General features: G+C 42.6%; 21 protein-coding genes. All 21 read left to right on the top strand.

The features are described from left to right. Positions 1-139: 139 nt before the first annotated feature. A complete protein-coding gene (locus INF20_RS03395; protein WP_226384992.1) occupies positions 140-685 on the top strand; it encodes an ECF transporter S component in 546 nt (181 codons plus the stop codon). 253 nt (positions 686-938) lie between these two features. Then, complete coding sequence (locus tag INF20_RS03390; protein ID WP_226384991.1) at positions 939-2,216, top strand: ATP-binding protein; 1,278 nt, start codon at positions 939-941, stop codon at positions 2,214-2,216. Positions 2,217-2,337: 121 nt separating this feature from the next. After that, positions 2,338-3,084 (top strand): NAD-dependent protein deacylase, encoded by a 747-nt coding sequence (locus INF20_RS03385; protein ID WP_226384990.1) that lies wholly within the window; start codon positions 2,338-2,340, stop codon positions 3,082-3,084. 14 nt (positions 3,085-3,098) lie between these two features. Then, on the top strand, positions 3,099-3,899 hold the full coding sequence (gene surE / locus INF20_RS03380; protein ID WP_226384989.1) for a 5'/3'-nucleotidase SurE: 801 nt from the start codon (positions 3,099-3,101) through the stop codon (positions 3,897-3,899). Between the two features lie 20 nt (positions 3,900-3,919). Then, positions 3,920-4,858, top strand: coding sequence for a DUF2156 domain-containing protein (locus tag INF20_RS03375; RefSeq protein WP_226384988.1), 939 nt, complete (start codon positions 3,920-3,922; stop codon positions 4,856-4,858). Between the two features lie 303 nt (positions 4,859-5,161). Next, positions 5,162-6,340: an acetyl-CoA C-acetyltransferase gene (locus INF20_RS03370; RefSeq protein WP_226384987.1), complete on the top strand. Its 1,179-nt coding sequence runs from the start codon at positions 5,162-5,164 to the stop codon at positions 6,338-6,340. A 251-nt stretch (positions 6,341-6,591) separates the two neighbouring features. Further along, positions 6,592-7,089 carry a MarR family winged helix-turn-helix transcriptional regulator gene (locus INF20_RS03365; RefSeq protein WP_226384986.1) on the top strand — a complete coding sequence of 166 codons (498 nt, stop codon included), beginning with the start codon at positions 6,592-6,594 and terminating at the stop codon, positions 7,087-7,089. Then, on the top strand, positions 7,086-8,015 hold the full coding sequence (locus INF20_RS03360) for a 3-oxoacyl-ACP synthase III family protein (RefSeq protein ID WP_226384985.1): 930 nt from the start codon (positions 7,086-7,088) through the stop codon (positions 8,013-8,015). Before INF20_RS03365 ends, INF20_RS03360 begins: the two co-directional genes overlap by 4 nt. Positions 8,016-8,069: 54 nt before the next feature. Then, positions 8,070-8,294 carry an acyl carrier protein gene (locus INF20_RS03355; RefSeq protein WP_226384984.1) on the top strand — a complete coding sequence of 75 codons (225 nt, stop codon included), beginning with the start codon at positions 8,070-8,072 and terminating at the stop codon, positions 8,292-8,294. Positions 8,295-8,314: 20 nt separating this feature from the next. Next, positions 8,315-9,262: an enoyl-[acyl-carrier-protein] reductase FabK gene (fabK, locus tag INF20_RS03350; RefSeq protein ID WP_226384983.1), complete on the top strand. Its 948-nt coding sequence runs from the start codon at positions 8,315-8,317 to the stop codon at positions 9,260-9,262. Continuing rightward, on the top strand, positions 9,250-10,158 hold the full coding sequence (gene fabD, locus INF20_RS03345) for an ACP S-malonyltransferase (protein WP_226384982.1): 909 nt from the start codon (positions 9,250-9,252) through the stop codon (positions 10,156-10,158). The genes fabK and fabD overlap by 13 nt, the downstream gene beginning before the upstream one ends. Further along, a complete protein-coding gene (gene fabG / locus INF20_RS03340) occupies positions 10,145-10,885 on the top strand; it encodes a 3-oxoacyl-[acyl-carrier-protein] reductase (RefSeq protein ID WP_226384981.1) in 741 nt (246 codons plus the stop codon). The genes fabD and fabG overlap by 14 nt, the downstream gene beginning before the upstream one ends. A 13-nt stretch (positions 10,886-10,898) precedes the next feature. Further along, positions 10,899-12,152, top strand: coding sequence for a beta-ketoacyl-ACP synthase II (fabF, locus tag INF20_RS03335; RefSeq protein WP_226384980.1), 1,254 nt, complete (start codon positions 10,899-10,901; stop codon positions 12,150-12,152). A 31-nt stretch (positions 12,153-12,183) separates the two neighbouring features. Continuing rightward, a complete protein-coding gene (gene accB / locus INF20_RS03330) occupies positions 12,184-12,660 on the top strand; it encodes an acetyl-CoA carboxylase biotin carboxyl carrier protein (RefSeq protein WP_226384979.1) in 477 nt (158 codons plus the stop codon). Between the two features lie 12 nt (positions 12,661-12,672). After that, positions 12,673-13,092: a 3-hydroxyacyl-ACP dehydratase FabZ family protein gene (locus INF20_RS03325; protein WP_226384978.1), complete on the top strand. Its 420-nt coding sequence runs from the start codon at positions 12,673-12,675 to the stop codon at positions 13,090-13,092. Between the two features lie 5 nt (positions 13,093-13,097). Beyond that, positions 13,098-14,411 (top strand): acetyl-CoA carboxylase biotin carboxylase subunit, encoded by a 1,314-nt coding sequence (gene accC, locus INF20_RS03320; RefSeq protein WP_226384977.1) that lies wholly within the window; start codon positions 13,098-13,100, stop codon positions 14,409-14,411. After that, positions 14,408-15,277: an acetyl-CoA carboxylase, carboxyltransferase subunit beta gene (accD, locus tag INF20_RS03315; RefSeq protein ID WP_226384976.1), complete on the top strand. Its 870-nt coding sequence runs from the start codon at positions 14,408-14,410 to the stop codon at positions 15,275-15,277. The genes accC and accD overlap by 4 nt, the downstream gene beginning before the upstream one ends. Further along, positions 15,277-16,062: an acetyl-CoA carboxylase carboxyltransferase subunit alpha gene (locus tag INF20_RS03310; RefSeq protein WP_226384975.1), complete on the top strand. Its 786-nt coding sequence runs from the start codon at positions 15,277-15,279 to the stop codon at positions 16,060-16,062. Before accD ends, INF20_RS03310 begins: the two co-directional genes overlap by 1 nt. Positions 16,063-16,527: 465 nt before the next feature. Continuing rightward, complete coding sequence (gene pheS, locus INF20_RS03305) at positions 16,528-17,565, top strand: phenylalanine--tRNA ligase subunit alpha (protein ID WP_226384974.1); 1,038 nt, start codon at positions 16,528-16,530, stop codon at positions 17,563-17,565. Between the two features lie 9 nt (positions 17,566-17,574). Further along, a complete protein-coding gene (gene pheT, locus INF20_RS03300; RefSeq protein WP_226384973.1) occupies positions 17,575-20,019 on the top strand; it encodes a phenylalanine--tRNA ligase subunit beta in 2,445 nt (814 codons plus the stop codon). Between the two features lie 192 nt (positions 20,020-20,211). Next, a partial coding sequence (locus INF20_RS03295; protein ID WP_226384972.1) for a transposase occupies positions 20,212-20,947 on the top strand: 736 nt, incomplete at its 3' end.

The raw sequence follows: 20,947 nt of genomic DNA, 5'->3' as shown, positions 1-20,947 counted from the left end.
TTATAAATTAACTGTTATTATAAAAATAATCAATTTTGTGTATTTTAATAGTATCATTCCTTAAGTATAATTACAATAGATATCAAATGAAAAGACGAGTACATCGGACAGTTAAATAAGACAAGGGGGCAAAGAGGAAATGAACAGTACTAAGACGATAAACAAAATGGTGCTTACTGCTATGATGATGTGTATGGTTATCGTCATGACCATGATAATAAGAATACCGGTACCGGCAACACAGGGATATATTCATTTAGGCGATTGCATGATATTCTTCTCAGTGCTTTTACTGGGATGGAAGTGGGGCGCCGTAGCGGCAGGTGTAGGTTCTGCCATGGCTGATATGTTTGCAGGATATGTTCAATATATTCCAGTAACCTTGATAGTTAAGGGGCTTATGGCAGTTGTTGTAGGACTGTTTATAGATATGGCCGTAAGACATGGATTTACCGGCTTTAAAATGAAAGTGGCTGAAATCATTGGAATGATAATCGGTGGAGCATTTATGGTATGCGGATACTATTTAGCGGAAAGCGCTATGTACGGAAGCTTTATAACACCGCTGGCATCTGTTCCTATGAATATCGTACAGTTCGTAGTGGGTGTCATCTTAGCATCGGCTCTGGCATACGCTCTCTACAGAACACCTATGAAAAAGCAGTTTGCCTACGTGATAAAGTAATAATGATAATAACAGAGAAACAACTTATATAACAAAAAACTGAAGGACCCAGATTTCGTATTAGAAAATGGGTCTTTTGCTTTTGTCTGTGGCCATTGTGCTGATTATTTTATACCAACCTATCCACCTATTTTCGAAATCTTTCGGGTTGAATTTACAAAATCTTTCGGGTTAAAAAGTCAAAAACTCTCCGATTGTAATTGCCAAAACTCTCCGATTGGGATATAATGCTTAAGCATAGGAGACAGTAATTATGATTAGAAAAGACTATAAACCAAGAGTTATTGATGAGACAATCGAACAATATTTGAAAACCTTCGGCGCGATATGTATAGAAGGTCCTAAGTGGTGCGGTAAAACTTGGACATCATCACATCATAGTAATAGCGAAATTTATATAGGGGATCCATCTGGCAATTTTCAAAACAGGACTTTGGCACAAATGTCTCCGGAATTAGTTTTGGATGGAAAAAGTCCAAGGCTGATTGATGAATGGCAGGAAGTACCGCCATTGTGGGATGCAGTGAGACATAAAGTAGATGAAAGCGGAGGAAAAGGACAGTTTATACTGACCGGCTCAGCAACTCCAAATCATAAAGGTATTATGCACAGTGGTGCAGGCAGAATAGCCAGAATTAAAATGCACACAATGTCACTTTATGAATCAAGGGATTCCTCAGGCGAGATATCGCTAGCTGAATTGTGTAATGGTAATTTTACTCCTACAATGACAGGGGAAGTTTATATAAATGATTTAATAGAATACATTATAAAAGGTGGATGGCCGGCTAATGTAGATATACCTGCAGAACAGGCTGCTCTTCTGCCGCTTCAATATATTGATGCCATAATTGAAGATGATGTGTACAGGATAGACGGAGTAAAACGTAATAAGGAGAAGATGAAACTTTTGCTTCGTTCTTTAGCGAGAAATGAATCGACGACGGTTACAAATAGCGTCCTTGCAAAAGACATTAAAGAAATTGACGACGTAAATATTGACAAGGACACTGTTGCGGAATACTTGGATATATTTAAAAGGCTTTTTATTATTGATAACCAAAGACCATTTGCTGCAAATATCAGATCATCCGTTAGAGTGAAACAGGCTGAAAAACGACATTTTTGCGATCCATCTATTGCCTGTGCATTGTTAAAGGCAACACCTCATATGTTAATCAATGATTTGCAGACATTAGGGTCTTTGTTTGAGGCTCTTTGCGAAAGGGATTTAAAAATATATGCTGAATCGTTCGGCGCTTCACTATATCACTATCAGGATTACGATAATAAAAAAATTGATGCAGTTATTGAGCTTAGTAATGGTGAATGGTGTGCATTTGAAATCAAACTGGGAGCAAATCAAATTGATGAGGCTGCGAAAAACCTGTTGGACATAAACAAAAAAATCGAGAAAGATCCAAAGGGCAAACCTGCAAAGGTGTTATGCGTAATTTGTGGATTATCAAATGCAGCATATAAACGACCTGATGGTGTGTATGTGGTACCGATTACAGCTTTGAAAAACTAGTGTGTGTCTGGATTGGTAAAGTTAAGGTGTGATATAATTTTAAATGACCATATAGATGGAAAATTACATGAAGTAAGATATGTTTACAAATGATAACTATTTTTAAATCGGGAGGTGCCCCATGAACGAAGATATAAAAAAGCTTAAAGAGATAATAGAAAACAGTAAAAAAATCGTATTTTTCGGCGGTGCAGGAGTTTCCACCGAAAGTAATATTCCGGATTTCAGATCTGAAGAAGGCCTTTATAATGCTCAGCAGCAATACGGTATGTCACCGGAATATATGCTTTCCCACAGCTATTTTATAGACAATCCGGAAGGCTTTTACGATTATTACAAGCACAATCTGGTTTATGAAGATGCTAAACCAAATAAGGCTCACTATGCTCTGGCAAAGTTGGAACAGGATGGGAAACTCATAGCCGTTGTTACTCAGAATGTTGACGGACTTCATCAGAAGGCGGGAAGTAAAACAGTATACGAGCTTCACGGCTCTGCAGCGAGAAACTACTGCATGGATTGCAGGAAAGCCTTCGATATGGATTACATCATGGACCCTGCAAATTGCGACGGATATGTACCTAAATGCGACAAATGCGGAGGCATCGTAAAGCCTGATGTAGTGCTTTACGAAGAAGCACTGGATGAAAGTCAGATTATGGGCGCCGTAAATGCCATTTCCCAGGCTGATACGCTGATTGTGGGAGGAACTTCTCTGGTTGTTTATCCTGCAGCGGGACTTATTAGATACTTTAATGGAAAAAATCTGGTGCTTATAAACAAGTCTTCGACACAGTATGACAGCATAGCCAATCTTGTTATCAGCGATTCTATCGGTAAGGTGCTAGGCGAAGCGGTAGGCGTTTAGGAGGTAATTATTATATGAAAATATTGGTTGCTAACGATGACGGCATTAATGCAAAGGGTATAAGGGAACTTACAAAGGCTTTATCTCAGGTGGCGGAGGTATATGTTATCGCACCGGACACCCAGAGAAGCGGAGCAAGCCATAGCATAACCATGCATAAAAAGCTGCGATTTGTTCCGGCAAAGGTTGAAGGAGCTACAAAGGCCTATTCCTTCACGGGAACGCCAGCAGACTGTGTAAAGATGGGTTTAGAGCTTTTGAGAAGACAAAACATAATGATCGATGCGGTATTTGCTGGGATAAATCACGGAGGGAACCTCGGCACAGACACTCTTTACAGCGGTACTGTAGGAGCAGCAAGGGAAGGCCTTGTTGATGGAGTGTTTTCTGTAGCGGTTTCCGTAAACAGCCACGAAGCTGATGATTTCGGGTATGCCTGTAAACTGGCGGTTGCCGCAGCCAAGGCTTTTGATAAAGGAATGTTTCCGAAACCCCATGAATTTATGCTAAATATCAATGTGCCTAATATCGATGAAGACAAAATAAAAGGTTTAAAAGTCGCTAAGCTGGGCATAAGAGATTACGACAACTGGTTTAATCCGGTACATCTTGAGGATGGCAGCATAGAAATATGCTACGAGGGAAAGCCAGTGTCCTTTGATATGGCAAACGAAATAGATCTTCCGGCAGACGTGCTTTTAATGGACATGGGCTATGCCACAGTAACGCCTCTCGGCTATGAGCTGACTGCTAAAAATGCTGCCGCCATAGAAGAGACAGCGTCCTATGCCGTATCTGTGGAATTTCTAAAATAAATCAGGAGAGACATTTATATATGTATATTTTCGATAACAGAATAACCATAGAAAGCAGAGACGAACTGCAAAAATATCTGAGAGGCTATAGGTACTGCACATCCGGACTGTCCTTTTCCTCCCTTTATATGTGGAGAGATATAAACGATTTCAGCTGGGAGATGTTCGGCGACTATATGTGCATATGCGGAATGAGTCATCTGGAACTGGAAGAAGGTATCATTTTGCCTTTTATGGCGGTGCCTCTTACAAGCACAGGCTCATACGATTCTGCAGAACTCAGAGAAACGGTGCTTATGGCAAAGGAAAAAATGGAGGAGGCTGGATATCCTTTCTCCATGAGACTTGTGCCTTTCCCTTTGACAGAGGAGCTGGCAAAGGCTTTTCCAGGTCAGCTTAAAATCGTAGCAGATAGAGACAATTTCGATTATCTCTATCACAAAAACGATATGATTGAGCTTAAGGGACGAAGCCTTCATAAGAAAAAGAATCATATGAATTATTTTCTTAAAAATTATGAGTACGAATACAAGCCTCTTACCAGTGATATGGCCGAAGATGCCATGAGATTTATAGCCGAGTTCAATGCCAGAAAGGAAATTCCACCTCACGAAAGGGAACTTTTGGGCATGGAAGAAAGAGCCATGAAGGATGTTTTTGAAAACATCGAAAAGGCGGGATATCTGGCCGGAGCGATATTGATAGACGGAAAAATAGAAGCTCTCAGCGTAGGCGGTATAATCAATTCAAATACGGTGGGAGTTCACATCGAAAAGGCAAATATAGGGTATAGGGGGCTTTATCAGATAATCAATATGGAATTCTGTAAGCATTTGCCTGCGGAAATAAAGTATGTAAACAGGGAAGAAGATATGGGACTTCCTGGTCTGCGCAAGTCCAAGCTTAGTTACAAACCTGTCAAACTTGTGGAAAAATATATCGTTACATTTAAGGAATAATAGATAAATAACTGTAAAACAATGTGTTCGGATTGTACTTTTACAGGTACAATCCGATAAAAATAGCCTTGAGAAAAAGCCGTGGAATATTGAAATTCTACGGTTTCTTTTTGTATGTAAATGCACGTAGTTTTTGCTATCGAAAAAACCGTTAATTTTTTAACGAAAAATGCTTGATTAACCCTGTCCGTGATGTTACTATAAACCTACGAAGAGGAACAAATGGCGGACTCCGAAAGGTGCCTGCCGACAAATTCAAGATTATTTATTAGTAGTATTTGTATTATTAGGAGGACTGAAACTATGAAAGACGTAGTAATCGTAAGTGCAGTCAGAACTGCGATTGGTAATTTCGGAGGAACATTAAAGAACACTCCTGCAAGAACACTGGGTGCAGTGTGCATTAAGGAAGCTCTCAACAGAGCCGGCATTAAAGCTGACCAGGTTGACGAAGTTATCATGGGTTGCGTTCTTCAGGGCGGACTTGGACAGAACGTTGCAAGACAGATGATGATTGATGCAGGAATGCCTGTTGAAATCCCTGCAATGACAATCAACAAGGTTTGCGGTTCAGGTCTTAGAGCAGTTGAACTGGCAGCTCAGATAATCAAAGCTGGAGATGCTGACATCATCGTAGCAGGTGGTGCAGAAAGCATGTCCCTGGCAGGATTTGTTGATAACAAGAGCAGATGGGGCGCTCGTATGGGTAACTATAGCGCAGTAGATATGATGGTTAACGATGGTCTTACAGACGCATTTAGCGGAGTACATATGGGTATCACAGCTGAAAACATCTGCGATCAGTGGGGCATCACAAGAGAAGAACTTGACAAGTTTGCAGAAGCTTCTCAGCAGAAGGCAGAAGCAGCAATCAAAGCTGGCAAGTTCAAGGATGAAATCGTACCAGTTGAAATCCCTCAGAAGAAGGGCGATCCTATCGTATTTGATACTGACGAATTCCCAAGATTCGGAACTACAGCTGAAGGTATCAGCAAGCTGAAACCATCCTTCAAGAAGGACGGAAGAGTAACAGCTGCAAACGCTTCCGGTATCAATGACTCCGGTGCTGCTGTAGTAGTAATGTCAAAGGAAAAAGCTGATGAGCTGGGCATCAAGCCTATGGCTACAATTAAGTCCTACGCATCTGCAGGTGTTGATCCTCAGATTATGGGTATCGGACCTGTTCCTGCAACAAGAAAAGCTCTTGAAAAAGCAGGTCTGGAAATTGGAGATATGGATCTTATCGAAGCTAACGAAGCATTCGCAGCTCAGTCTCTGGCAGTAGGTAGAGACCTCGGATTCGACACTTCCAAACTCAATGTTAACGGGGGAGCTCTTGCTCTTGGACACCCAATCGGAGCATCCGGATGCAGAATCCTCGTTACACTTCTCTACGAGATGGAAAAGAGAGATGCTAAGAAGGGTCTTGCTACACTCTGCATAGGCGGAGGACAGGGAACAGCTCTTATTGTTGAAAGATAGTCCTTCAGACTCAAATATTCTAAACAGGGGCCGCCTGCATGGCGGGCGGCTTCAACAAAATGGTTTTATACTTATGCTTATGTCTTATATATAGAGAACGATATCGAAACGGTGTGGCGCATGGTCACACCGTTTCAGCGTTGTAGGGTGCGTATCTATTGACTAATTGAACAATAGTGGGTATAATACATTGAGAAATTAGTTAGTCTATCTAATTAAATTTTCGAAAGTAAAAATAAAAGAGGTAGATTATGGATAGATATGCCCGCAGGCTTAACGAGCTGCTTGTGGACGTCTACGATAAGATCAACAGGATGGAGGAACAGACTGTCTACGGCGGAGATAACCATATAGATCTTACCATAGGCGAACTGCACATGCTGGAGACCATAGCTAAGAAAAAGGATGAAGGCTGCAGTATAAGCTTCATCGCAAAGGACCAGAGGATAACCTTGCCTTCTGTGACGGTGGCGGTAAATAAGCTGGTCAAAAAAGGTTATGTGGAAAAAAAGAGGGCTGCCCATGATGGTAGGCAAGTACTGGTAAAGTTGACTAGACAGGGCCGCAAGATAAACGCAGGCCATCAATATTTCCACGAAAATATGGTAAGAAATTTCACAAAGGAATTGGATGAACATGAAAAGGAAGTCCTTTTTACATCCATAGATAAACTCAATCAGTATCTCCAGAGAAAAATTGAAGCGGCGGAGAGCAAGAGCAATGATATAAAAACAGGAGGAAAACTATGAGCTTTTCGATACTGGGAACGGGATCTGCCTTCGGATCCAGAGTTATAACCAACGGAGACTTTGAAAAGATGCTGGATACCAGCGACGAATGGATAAGAACAAGAACAGGGATAAGGGAAAGACATACCCTGGCGGAGGGCGAAAGCCTTACACAGCTGGCATGCAAAGCCGCTAGCGGAGCTCTGGAGATGGCAGGTTTAACACCGCAGGATATGGACTATATCATATGCGCTACGGTAACAGCCGACTATAAAACACCGGCCCAGGCCTGTGTGATTCAAAAGGAATTGGGAGCTACATGCCCTGCCTTTGATATAAACGCAGGATGTTCCGGATTTGTATATGCTCTTAATGTGGCAAACGGATTCTTTGCAGTAAATCCTGACATCAAGGTGCTGGTAATAGGTGCCGATGCCATAACCCGTCTCATGGACTGGAACGACAGAAGTACCGCAGTACTCTTCGGAGATGCCAGCGGAGCTGTTGTACTGGGCAAGGGCAATGGCCTTAAGGCTCTTACTATAAAGGCTAAGGGAAATACCGATTATCTCTACTGCATAAATGAAAAGGACGAATATGTTCATATGGCAGGACAGAAGGTGTTCCAGTTTGCCGTAAGCTCCATGGTAAGGGATATAAAGAAGGTTGTAAAAGATGCAGGCATTACTTTTAATGATGTAGACCACATACTTTTGCATCAGGCAAACATGAGAATCATAGATTTCGGCATAGAAAAGCTTGGAATTCCACCGGAAAAATTCCCGGTAAACATATATAAAACAGGAAATACATCCGCTGCGTCAATACCGGCGCTGCTGGATGAAACAGTAAGAAGCGGAGCCTTTAAAAAGGGAGAGATGGTGGTTATGTCCGCCTTCGGAGCAGGGCTCACTTCAGGTGCTGCAGTTATAGAATGGGAAATCTAATCCCGTTTTAATAGATATTGCTAATAATGTATTTATTGAAAAGGAGAAATTAAAATGACAGTTTTTGAAAGAGTAGTAAACGTACTGGTTGATGCTAAAGATTGCGATGCAGATGCAGTAAAGATGGAAAGCACATGGAAAGAGCTTGAACTGGATTCCCTGGATACAGTTGAGCTGGTTATGAACCTGGAAGACGAGTTCGAAATCGAACTGGAAATGGACGAATCCTTCAAGACAGTAGGAGACGTTGTAAAGGCCATCGAAGAAAAGCTGGCATAATTTAGTAAAGGAGAAAACTTATGATTAAGACGCCTATATGTGATTTGCTCGGGATCGAATATCCTGTGATACAGGGAGGCATGGCATGGATCGCTGACGCCGAGCTGGCAGCGGCCGTATCAAACGCCGGTGGCCTCGGTATTATCTCAGCTATGAACGCCGACGGCGAATGGCTGAGAAAGGAGATCAGAAAAGCCAAGGGCCTGACAGACAGACCTTTCGGAGTAAACATCATGCTGATGAGCCCTCATGTTGAGGAAGTGGCTAAGATAGTAGCGGAAGAAAAAGTCGCCGTAGTAACTACGGGAGCGGGCAATCCTTCCAAATACATAAAGGCGTGGAAGGAAGCGGGCATAAAGGTTGTGCCCGTGGTTCCTTCAATAGCCATAGCCAAACTGGTAACAAGAGCCGGAGCCGATGCGGTAATAGCTGAAGGCGGAGAGTCCGGCGGACATGTGGGAGATTTGACAACAATGGTACTGGTTCCTCAGATTGTAGATACCGTTGATGTGCCTGTAATTGCGGCAGGTGGTATCGCTGACGGAAGAGGAATGGCAGCAGCTTTTATGCTGGGTGCAGTTGGTGTTCAGATGGGAACAAGATTCCTTGTTGCCAAGGAATGTAATGTCCATGAAAATTACAAAAAGAAAATCCTCAAGGCAAAGGATATCGATACAATGACCACAGGAAAGAGACTGGGTCATCCGGTAAGATGTCTTAAAAATCAGTTTGCAAAGGAATTCCAGCGTATGGAATACAACAGCAATGTGACCGATGAGGAAATCGAAAAGTTCGGAGCAGGTTCCCTTTACAAGGCGGCAGTCCTTGGAGATGAAAAGGGCGGAAGCTTTATGTCCGGACAGATTGCGGCTATGGTTCACAAGGAAGAAACAGCTGAAGAAATCATTAAAGATGTATGCGCACACGCAGAGGAAGTTCTGTCAGGAGGCATGAAATGGGTAAAATAGCATTTGTGTTTGCAGGTCAGGGCGCTCAGTTTCCTGGAATGGGAAAGGAAATCTGCGAATGCAGTAAAGCTGCAGCAGAGATTTTTGACATATCCGATTCCATAAGACAGGGCACAAAAGAACAGTGCTTTGAAGGAACACAGGAGGAGCTGAACAGAACCGTCAATACTCAGCCATGCGTGTATTCTGTGGATCTGGCATGTGCATGTGCTTTGGAAGAAGCGGGAATTAAAGCGGATGCAGTTGCAGGCTTTTCTTTGGGAGAAATAGCAGCCCTCACCTTTGCCGGTATATTTGGTAAAGAGGACGGATTCAGATTTGTAGAAAAAAGAGGACAGCTTATGGATGATGCCGCTCAGAAGGTGGACGGTGCCATGGTTGCCGTTATGAAGATGAATCCTGAAGATGTTAGCGCGCTGGCCCAGGAAAAGGGCGTATATGCGGTTAACTTCAACAGCCCTCAGCAGACGGTTGTTGCCGGCGAAAAAGGCCTTATAAAAGAATTTACAAAGGAAGTTAAGGCAAGAAAAGCTCTGGGAGTACCTCTTAAGGTATCTGGAGCCTTCCATACTCCATATATGGAATCAGCCACAGAGGGCATGAAAGAGATTCTTTCTGGAATGGAACTTGGAAAGGCAAAAATGCCGGTCTATGCCAATATGACAGCGGATATCTATCCTGAGGATAAGGAAGGCATTATAGAGACAGTATCAAAGCAGGCGTCAAATCCAGTTCAGTGGAGCAAAACCATTGAAAAGATGGTTGCAGAAGGCTTTGATACCTTCTATGAAGTGGGACCCGGCAAAACCCTTACGGGGCTGATAAAGAAAATAGCTCCAGAAGTGACTGTATATAACATCGAAAATGAGGAAGATTTAAAAAATGCTGGAAAATAAGAAAGTGATGATAACCGGAGGCTCAAGGGGCATAGGAAGAGCTATGGCTATAGCCATGGCCCAGGCCGGAGCCGACGTGGCCGTAATATACAACGGCAATAAAGAAGCTGCCGATAAGGTATGCGAAGAAATTCGCGCCATGGGCAGACAGGCGGCAGCCTTTAAATGCGATGTGGGAAATTTTGAAGAGGCAGGTAAAACCGTTCAGGCAGTAAACAAGGAGCTTGGCGGTCTTGATGTGCTGGTTAACAATGCCGGTATCACCAAGGATGGTCTCATCTTCACCCTCAAGGAGGATGATTTTGATAGAGTTATCGAAACAAACCTCAAGGGAGCATTTAATACCATAAAGCATGCTGCCAAGATAATGATGAAAAATAGAAAGGGAACTATCATAAACATCACTTCCGTATCGGGAATGATGGGTAATCCGGGACAGGCAAACTATGCAGCAGCCAAGGCCGGAATGATAGGTCTCACAAAGACTGTGGCAAAGGAGCTAGCAGCAAGAGGCATAACATGTAATGCCATAGCTCCGGGCTTTGTAGCGACGGAAATGACTGATAAGCTGTCTGATGAGGTAAAGGACAGCATTGACAGCGTAGTACCTTTAAAGCGTATGGCACAGCCTGAGGACATTGCAAATGCAGCAGTATTCCTGGCTTCCGACAAAGCGTCATACATTACAGGGGAAGTGCTCAAAGTTGACGGCGGTCTTTATATCTAACGAAAGAGGTGTGATGATGAAGAGAGTAGTTATAACAGGTATCGGAGCCGTGACACCTATAGGTAACACAGCTGAAGAAACCTGGAAGAACATGGTTGACGGCAAATGTGGAATCGGTCAGATTACAAGATTTGACACTTCCGACTACAAAGTTAAGCTGGCTGCGGAGGTTAAGGATTTTGATCCTCTGCAGTACATGGAAAAATCCGAAGCTAGAAAGGAAGACCTGTATTCCCAGTATGCAGTTGCGGCAGCTATTCAGGCTGTGGAAGACAGCGAGGTAAATACAGAAAACACTGATCCGTATAGATTCGGAGTATATGTTGGCTCTGGTACAGGCGGAATGACAACATTCAGCGAAGAGCACGGAAAGCTTCTGGAAAGAGGTCCGAGAAAGGTATCTCCTTTCTTTGTACCGATGATGATTTCCAATATGGCAGCAGGAAATATTGCCATAAGATTTGGCTGTAAGGGTGCGACACTTCCAGTGGTAACTGCTTGCGCTACATCCACAAATGCTGTGGGAGAAGCTTACAGAGCCGTTAAGCACGGTTATGCAGATGTTATTATTGCAGGAGGAGCAGAGGCTACAATCGTACCTCTTGCTGTTGCGGGATTCACAAACTGCCAGGCCCTTTCCCTTACTGAAAACCCTGAAGAGGCGTCCATTCCTTTCGATGCTAGAAGAAATGGATTTGTAATGGGCGAAGGCGCAGGCATGCTCATTTTAGAAGAATACGAGCACGCTGTAAGCAGAGGAGCAAAAATCTATGCAGAAATCAAGGGATACGGCAACACATGTGATGCATATCATATGACTGCACCGGATCCTGAAGCGGAAAGCTCCGGACATGCCGTAAAGCTTGCCTTTGAGGAAGCCGGATATTTTGAAGGAGAACTTTCTCCTGAAAGCGTATATATAAACGCCCACGGAACAAGCACTCCGCTAAACGACAAGACAGAAACAGCGGCAATTAAAAAAGCCTTTGGTGAAGCGGAAGCTAAAAAACTGCATGTAAGCTCTACAAAGTCCATGACAGGACATATGTTAGGAGCTGCAGGTGCGGTAGAAGCCATTGCGGCAGTTAAAGCTATTGAGGAAGGCGTAGTGCCTCCTACAATAGGTTACAAGGAAGCGGATCCTGAATGCGATCTTGACATCACTCCTAACAAGGCTGTTAAAGCTGACATAAAGATGAGTGCATCAATTTCCCTCGGATTTGGCGGACATAACGGATGCGTTGTATTTGGCGCAGTTGAGAAATAAATAAAAAAGATTTAGAATAGGGAGGAGTCCCATGGATATAAAAGAAATTAAGGAACTGGTGGAGATACTTGAAAATTCCACTTTAAGCACACTGGAAGTTGTTGATAAGGATGGTAACAGCGTGCTTTTGGAAAAGAGCTCTGCTCCGGCGCAGGTAGCTGTTACGGCGCCTGTTCAGCCTGTTGTGACACCTGTTCAGGCGGCACCGGCAGTGGAAGCCGTTCAGGCAGATGTAGCGTCACAGGCACCTTCTCAGATGCCGACAGGCCATGAAGGGGATCCTGTTGATTCTCCTATGGTGGGAGTATTTTACAGAAAGCCTTCTCCTGATGACGAGCCTTATGTTGAGGTGGGAACTCAGGTTAAGAAGGGGCAGACTCTGTGCATTATCGAAGCCATGAAGCTGATGAACGAAATTCCTGCGGAAAAGGACGGAGTTGTTACTGAAATCTGTGCAAAGGACGGAGATCTGATAGAATTCGGTCAGACACTTTTCTATATCAAATAAGAGGTTTATAATATGAATCAGGAAGAAATAAAAAAGATAATTCCCCACAGGGATTCCATGCTTCTTGTGGAAGAAGCGGAATTAACCGAAGAGGGTAAGGCTGTAGGTTCATATACGGTTAAAGGAACTGAATGGTTTTTAGATGGCCATTTTCCGGGAAACCCTGTCGTACCGGGAGTAATTCTGTGCGAAATGATGGGACAGACATGCTGTGTTCTTTTCACAGAAATACAAAAAGAAGGTATGGCTACACCGATGTATACTGGGCTTAATAATGTGAAGTTTAAAAATCCAGTAAAGCCGGGAGACAAAATCGTATTTGAATGCTCCATCAAAAGAGCAAAGCCACCGTTTTATTTTGCTGAAGGAAAGGGAAAAGTGGAAGGAAAGCTCTGCGTAAGCGGGGAATTTTCCTTTGCGCTTGTCAGGTAAAGTATATGTTTTCCAAGATATTGATTGCCAACAGAGGCGAGATTGCAGTTAGGATAATCAGAGCATGCAGGGAAATGGGCATAGCAACTGTTGCAGTATATTCGGAAGCCGATAAAGATGCCCTTCATGTCAGCCTTGCCGACGAAAGCATTTGCATAGGAAAGGCTGCAGCATCAGAAAGTTATCTAAACATGACAGCTATACTGTCCGCTGCGACGATGACAGGGGCTTCGGCCATTCATCCGGGATATGGCCTTCTTTCAGAGAATGCCAAATTTGCTGAGCTTTGCGCCCAGTGCGGAATCACTTTCATAGGACCATCTTATGAGGTGATTGGTAAAATGGGAGACAAGGAAAAGGCAAGACAGACCATGCAGGCTGCAGGCGTACCTGTTATTCCGGGAAGCGACGCCTTTACCGATAGAAAAAAGGCGGCTAAAAGAGCCGTAGAAATCGGATTTCCGCTTATGATAAAGGCAAGATCCGGCGGCGGCGGTAAAGGTATAAGACTCGTAAGGGAAGAAAAGGACTTTAACAGCGCCTTTGATGTAGCTGCTAGAGAAGCTGAAGCGGCTTTCGGAGACGGTGCTCTCTATCTTGAAAAATACGTGAATCCGGCAGCCCACATAGAAATGCAGATTCTGGCGGACAAATCTGGAAATGTAATCTGTATGGGAGAAAGACAGTGTTCCATTCAGCTTAACAACCAGAAACTCTTAGAAGAAAGTCCGGCACCTACCATGAGCGCTGAAAAGCGAAAGGAAATGATGGAGGCTTCCGTAAAGGCGGCAAAGGCCTGCGGATATGAAAATGCCGGCACCATCGAATATCTGGTGGATAAAGAAGGCAATTTCTACTTCATGGAAATGAACACAAGACTCCAGGTGGAACATACCGTAACGGAAATGATAACCGGTAAGGATCTGGTAAAATGGCAGATAAGAATAGCCGCAGGTGTGGATATGGATTTTACACAGGATGATATTCGCCTTGACGGCTGCGCCATAGAGTGTAGAATAAATACAAGGAGTGCAGGAAGGATAAAAACTCTGCACATTCCTGGAGGCCCTAATGTGAGATTTGATACGGCATTGTATCAGGACTATACTGTACCTCCATATTACGATTCCATGGTTGGCAAGCTCATCGTAAAAGCGGGCACCAGGGAAGAGGCAATCAGAAAGATGAATGCGGCTCTCTGCGAACTTATCGTGGAAGGTCTCAGCGTCAATATAGAACAGCAGCTGGATATCCTCACCGATGAGAGATTCATCGAAGGTGCATATGATACCGGCTTTATGGAGAAATATCAGAAATGATTAAACCTAATCTATTTAAAAAACCGCAGAACAAACTGGAAGGAGGAACTCCGGTAATCAACGAGGAAAACCTCGAAATTCCGGAGGAACTTTGTGTCCTCTGTTCATCATGCGGCAGCACTCTTTTTAGAAGGGACGTGGAAAATTCTGGATATGTGTGTCCGGAGTGCGGATGGCATTTTTCCATGAGTGCCAGAGAAAGAGTGGAATACATTGCGGATAAGGGAACCTTTAAAGAAAGGGATGCCGATATGTCCTCTAAAAATCTCATAGACTTTCCAGATTATGAAGATAAACTGGAAAAAGCACAGAAGGTTTCGGGAGAGCCTGAGGGTGTAATATGCGGAGAATGTGAGATTGAAGGGGTAAGGACATGTCTTTTTGTGATGAACCCTGACTTTATGATGGGCAGCATGGGAGTTGTCGTAGGAGAAAAGATAACCCGTCTCTTTGAATACGCCACAGAGGAAAAACTCCCTGTAATAGGATATACAGTTTCTGGTGGTGCCAGAATGCAGGAGGGTATACTTTCTCTTATGCAGATGGCAAAAACCAGCGGTGCGGCTAAGCTGCACAGCGATGCTGGACTGCTATATATATCGGTTTTGACAAATCCGACAACGGGCGGAGTTACAGCAAGCTTTGCCATGGAAGGCGATATAATACTGGCCGAGCCGAAGGCTCTTATAGGCTTTGCCGGACCTAGAGTTATAGAACAGACCATAAGACAAAGACTGCCTAAGGGCTTTCAGAGGGCGGAATTTGTCCTTGATACTGGATTTTTAGATGCCATCGTTGACAGGAGAGAGCAGAGGAGATATCTTGGCAAGATGCTTAAACTGCACTGTGAGGAGGCTGATATTTGATGGATGCTTATGAAAGAGTTGCGGCAAGCCGTGCCAAGGGCAGGGCTACGGCTCAGGATTACATAGACAATCTGATAATAGATTTTGAGGAACTTCACGGTGACAGACGCTTTGGGGACGATAAAGCCATCGTTGCTGGCGTGGGTAAGCTTAGAAATATGCCTGTTACTGTAATAGGACAGGCTAAGGGTAGAAGTGCCAGAGAAAGAGGTATGAGAAATTCAGGTTCTCCTCATCCGGAAGGATACAGAAAAGCTCTGAGACTTATGAAGCAGGCTGAAAAGTTTAAAAGACCTGTACTTTGCTTTGTGGATACATCCGGCGCATATCCGGGTATTGAAGCGGAAAAAAGAGGTCAGGGTCTTGCCATAGCAGAAAACCTCTATGAGATGATGACCTTAAAGACGCCGGTAATAAGTGTGTTTATAGGTGAAGGCGGTAGCGGCGGAGCTCTTGCTCTTGCTGTGGCAGATAAAGTTATTATGCTTGAAAATGCCTTTTATTCCGTAATCTCACCGGAGGGCTGTGCAAGTATTCTTTGGAAGAATGCAAAGAAAAAGAAAGAAGCTGCTGAAGCCCTTAAACTTACTGCAAAGGATCTTCACGAACTTGATGTGGCAGAATACGTGGTAAAGGAAAGAGATACCGATAGAGGCTTCAGAAATGTCTACAGTCAGCTGGAAAATCTTCTCTACGAAGAATTCTCGAAGTTGAGACAGATGAGCGACGATGAACTTCTTGCAGCAAGATATGAGAAGTTCAGGAAGATTGGCAGATACGAGTAAAATGTTAATTGTTGACAAATTTTGCAGCATGTGCAATAATAAATAAAAATTCGGGCTATGAATATACGTGAGTAGATAAGGTGTAGCGACACAAGAGACAGAGTGTCACCGGCTGAAAGCATTCTGCGTGAACCTTGTTGAAATTTCAGTATAGGAGCTCTCCGGCGAAAAGCCTGGCGCGTTAAGCCGGATGTTCGTGTAGCAGACAAATACACAAATAGAGTGCAGAGCATAATATAAATGCTCTGAAATAGGGTGGTACCGCGATTCACATCGTCCCTTGTTTTAACAAGTGGCGATGTTTTTTTTATGACCTATCCCGATTTATCGGAGATAAATCGCGGAAGGTCAAACGTCAGGAGCACAGTGCTTTAGCACGTGGTGCTCTACGACGGCAAATGAGACTATCCCAATTTACCGAAGGTAAAAGGAAAGACCTTAAATAATTGAAAGGAGAAGTGTGTTATGAAAGATAAAATCAACAGCATTTTATCAGAAGCAAAAAAGCAGATCTCTGAAGCTGCCAGCGAAAGCCAGCTGCAGAGCGTAAAGAGTGCATATGTCGGAAAACAAGGAGCTTTAAGCCTTCTTATGAAAGAAATTCCGACGGTTGATGCATCTTTAAGACCTGAAATGGGTAAGCTTCTTAATCAGGCTAAAAATGAAGTTACAGAGCTTATCGACCAGAAAAAAACAGAGCTTTTACTTAAGAGTTCAGAAGTATCTTCTGATTTTGACTGTTCGGTTCCTGGAATTCTTCCTACAAGCGGAGGACTTCATCCTATAACACAGATGTGCTATGACCTGAACGATGCTTTCCGTTCAATGGGATTTGAGATATTTGAAGAAGATGAAATTACAAGTGAGTTGTATTCTTTTGATAAATTAAACTTCCCGCCAAACCATCCTGCTAGAGAAAGCATGGATACATACTGGATAGAAGGACACGATAAAGGCGGCACAAACGAAAAGCTTTGTTTAAGACCTCATCTGACCGGCGGTAGCGTAAGATATCTTCAGACTCATAAACCACCGTACAGATTCGTATATCCGGGCAAGGTATACAGAAATGAGACAACTGACGCTCACCACGAAAGAGCTTTTTTCCAGTATGAAGCCCTTATTGTGGATAAGGACATTACATTCACTTCCGGAAAAGTGATGATTCAGACTATACTCAGCAAGGTATTTGGAAGAGATGTTCCAGTGAGAATGCGTTTAGGATTTTTCCCATTCGTTGAACCTGGATTTGAAATCGATATGGAATGTCAGGTGTGCGGCGGCAAAGGCTGCAGTGTCTGCAAGCACGTTGGATGGATAGAAGTAATGCCAGGAGGAACTCCTCATCCAAATGTACTTAGAGCAGGAGGCCTGGATCCGGACGAATACACAGGATTTTACGTAAATATCGGTTTGGACAGGCTCGTTATGATGCGTTATGGAGTGGACGATGTAAGATTGTTCCACAGTGCAGATTTGAGATTCCTGAAGCAGTTCAAATAGGAGGGCAAAATGAAGTTATCATTATCATGGATTAAGGACTATGTAGAAATTCCTGAAGATATGGATTTAAAAAAGCTGGCGTACGACTTGACCATGTCCACGGTGGAAGTGGAAGATGCAGAAGAGCTTGCACGCCGCTTTGATAAAATGATAGTAGGCGTAATAGAAAAAATAGAGCAGCATCCAAATGCTGACAAGCTGAAAGTATGTAAAGTTGACATAGGCGGCGGAGAAATTAAAGATATCGTATGCGGAGGCAGCAATATCAAAGAGGGACTCCGTGTTGCAGTATCCCAACCTGGAGCTATTGTTCGTTGGCATGGTGAGGGAGAGCCTGTTGAAATAAAGAATGCTAAGTTAAGAGGTGTTGAGTCTTATGGTATGATTTGTGCTTCCACAGAAATTGGATTGGGAGATCTTTTCCCTCTAAAGGAAGAAGCAGAAATCTTGGATTTGTCAGATTTTGATGTGCCGGCTGGTACTCCACTAGCAGACGCTTTGGACATGAACGATATCATTCTTGAAATTGATAACAAGTCAATGACAAATAGACCTGACCTTTGGGGACATTACGGAATTGCCCGTGAAATCGCTGCAATTTACGATTGGCCTCTTAAAGAAATTGAGCCTATTGATATCGATGTAAAATCTGATTTCCAGGTTGAAATCGATGCACCAGAAAGATGCTCAAGATACATTGGCGTTGAGATGTCAGGGGTAAATGTAAAGTCTTCCCCATATAAGATGCAGAACAGAATCTGGAAGGCAGGAATGCGTCCGATTAATGCCCTTGTTGATATTACAAACTATGTGATGCTGGCAACAGGAAACCCTACTCATGCATTTGATGCAGATCATATCAAAGATCATATTGTAGTAAGACCTGCAGCAGAAGGTGAAAAACTGATACTACTCAATGATGAGGAACTGACTCTTTGCGGAGACGATCTGGTAATTGCAGATGCCGAAGGTCCTGTAGGTTTGGCTGGTGTTATGGGCGGCGCAAAGGATTCTATACTTCCTGATACTCAGAGAGTAATTCTGGAAATTGCAAATTTCGAAGCAACAGGTATTCGTCGTACAACTCAGCGTTATGATGTGAGAACAGAAGCTTCTTCAAGATATGAAAAGGCTATTGATCCTGAAAGATGTGACCAGGCTTTGGCCATGTCCATGAAGTATTTTACAGAGCTATATCCTGAAATGAAAATTACAGGATTTGTAGATAACTATGTAAATAAGCTTGAAAGAGCCCATATTGATGTTGATCTGGTATGGCTTGAAAAGAGGCTCGGAAAGCATATGACAGATGATGAAATCCGAGGCAAGCTGGAAAAAATGGGCTTTGATGTTGAAATCAACGGCGATAATATGCATGTTGTTGCACCTACATGGCGTTCAACAGGCGACATTTCTATCAAGGACGATATAATGGAAGAAATCGCTAGAATGTACGGCTATGACAACTTCACGGCAACTTCTTTCACAACATCATTTACTGAAGATATAAACCAGAAGGATAAGAACCTCATAAGAAATATAAAGGAATACCTTGCTTTCCGTTGCGGTATGCAGGAAGTATACACATATCCTTGGATGAACGATGTGTATGTAAATGCGGTGCTTCAGAACACGGATGGAATTTTGAGACTTTCTACACCGCCTGCACCTGATCTTGGATATGTTCGTTCATCACTACTTCCTAACCTGTGCGAAGCAGTTGTTAAAAATGAACGTTATTTCAACGACTTTTCAATCTTTGAAGAAGCTCAGGTATTCTTTGACAGGAATTATACTTCTCCATATGACGAAACAGAATCTCTGCCAGAGCAGAAAAAACATATAGGTGCAGCATTTGCAAGCAGCGTTAAGGATGTAACAATTCTGTTTAGAGAGGCAAAGGGCGTACTGGAATTCATGCCTCGTTACACTCATATGGAAGCATTTGAATTCAAAAAGGAAGAAAAGCCTGTATGGGCTGATGATGTTGTATGGCTTAATATCTATCTTGGAAAAGAAAAGATTGGTGATATGGGACTTTTGTCAAAGAAGGTTTCCATGGAATGCGGCATCAAAAATCTGAATACAATGCTATTTGAATTGGATGCGACAAAGCTTAAGCCGTTACCATCAAGAACAAACAAGTTTGAGCATTTGCCTGAATATCCTGAAACTGAGTACGATATTTCAATGCTCTTTGATGCAGATGCTACATGGGATGATATCTACGATGTTATCATGGGAAAAAAGAAAGCCAGTGCCCTTGTTAAGGAAGCTGCTTTCGTAGATGAGTACAGAGGAAAACAGATTCCTGAAGGCAAGAAATCCGTAACAATCAGACTTCTTATCGGTTCCAACGAAAAAACTCTCACTTCCGAAGAAATCGAAAGTGCTGCAGAGATTGTAATGAAGAAGCTGGGCAAGAAGATGAATGCGGAACTGAGAACTCAGTAAAAGAAATAATGTTATAAAAGCAAAATGCGACCGATGGATAATCGGTCGCGCAGACTGTAGACAAAGGTCCAATCTCAATTTTGAGATTGGGCTTTTTCTTTTGCATAAAACACATATAAATCGTTGAAATATCAACGCTTATGGCGGTATTTATGATATAATATTAATATAGAAATTAAGGAGAATATCGCCATGATAACAAAAAATAACCCTGAAGATAAAAAGAAACAAATACAGATGGTATCAATAGATGAACTTGTTCCACAAGACCATCTTTTACGAAAAATAGATAAATATATAGATTTTGATTTCATATATGATCTTGTAGAAGATAGATATTCTACTGAAACAGGAAGACCTTCTATTGATCCTGTAACACTAATTAAAATTCCAATCATACAGTATATGTATGGTATTAAAAGTATGCGTCAGACAATCAAAGAAATAGAAGTAAATGTAGCTTACAGATGGTTTTTAGGTTTGGACTTTTATGATAAAGTCCCTCATTTTTCAACATTTGGCAAAAATTACAAGAGAAGATTTGAAGGCACAGATCTATTTGAACAGATATTTCAGAGGATACTTTTGCAATGTATGAAATGTGACCTAATAAATACAGATGTAGTGTTCATAGATGCAACACATGTAAAAGCAGCAGCTAACAGAAAAAAGGCGAAGAAAATACTAGTAGCAAAGAAAAGTGCAAGGTTTTATGACGAGAAATTAAAAGAAGAAATCAATGCTGATAGAATAGCACATGGTAAAGCTCCTTTAAAAGAAAAAAGCGATAAAGATAATGACTCAGATAAAAACGATGATGATAACGACTCAACTACAGGAAGTTCCCAAATAGATATGAGTCAATTAAAAGAGCAGAAGCAAAGTACTACAGATCCAGAAAGTGGATGGTTTCATAAAGGGGAACATA

The organism is Gallibacter intestinalis, from assembly GCF_014982745.1.
GTDB lineage: Bacteria > Bacillota > Clostridia > Peptostreptococcales > Anaerovoracaceae > Gallibacter > Gallibacter intestinalis.
The sequence above is the reverse complement of the archived record's forward strand: the minus strand, read 5'-3'. Positions and strand labels throughout refer to the sequence as shown.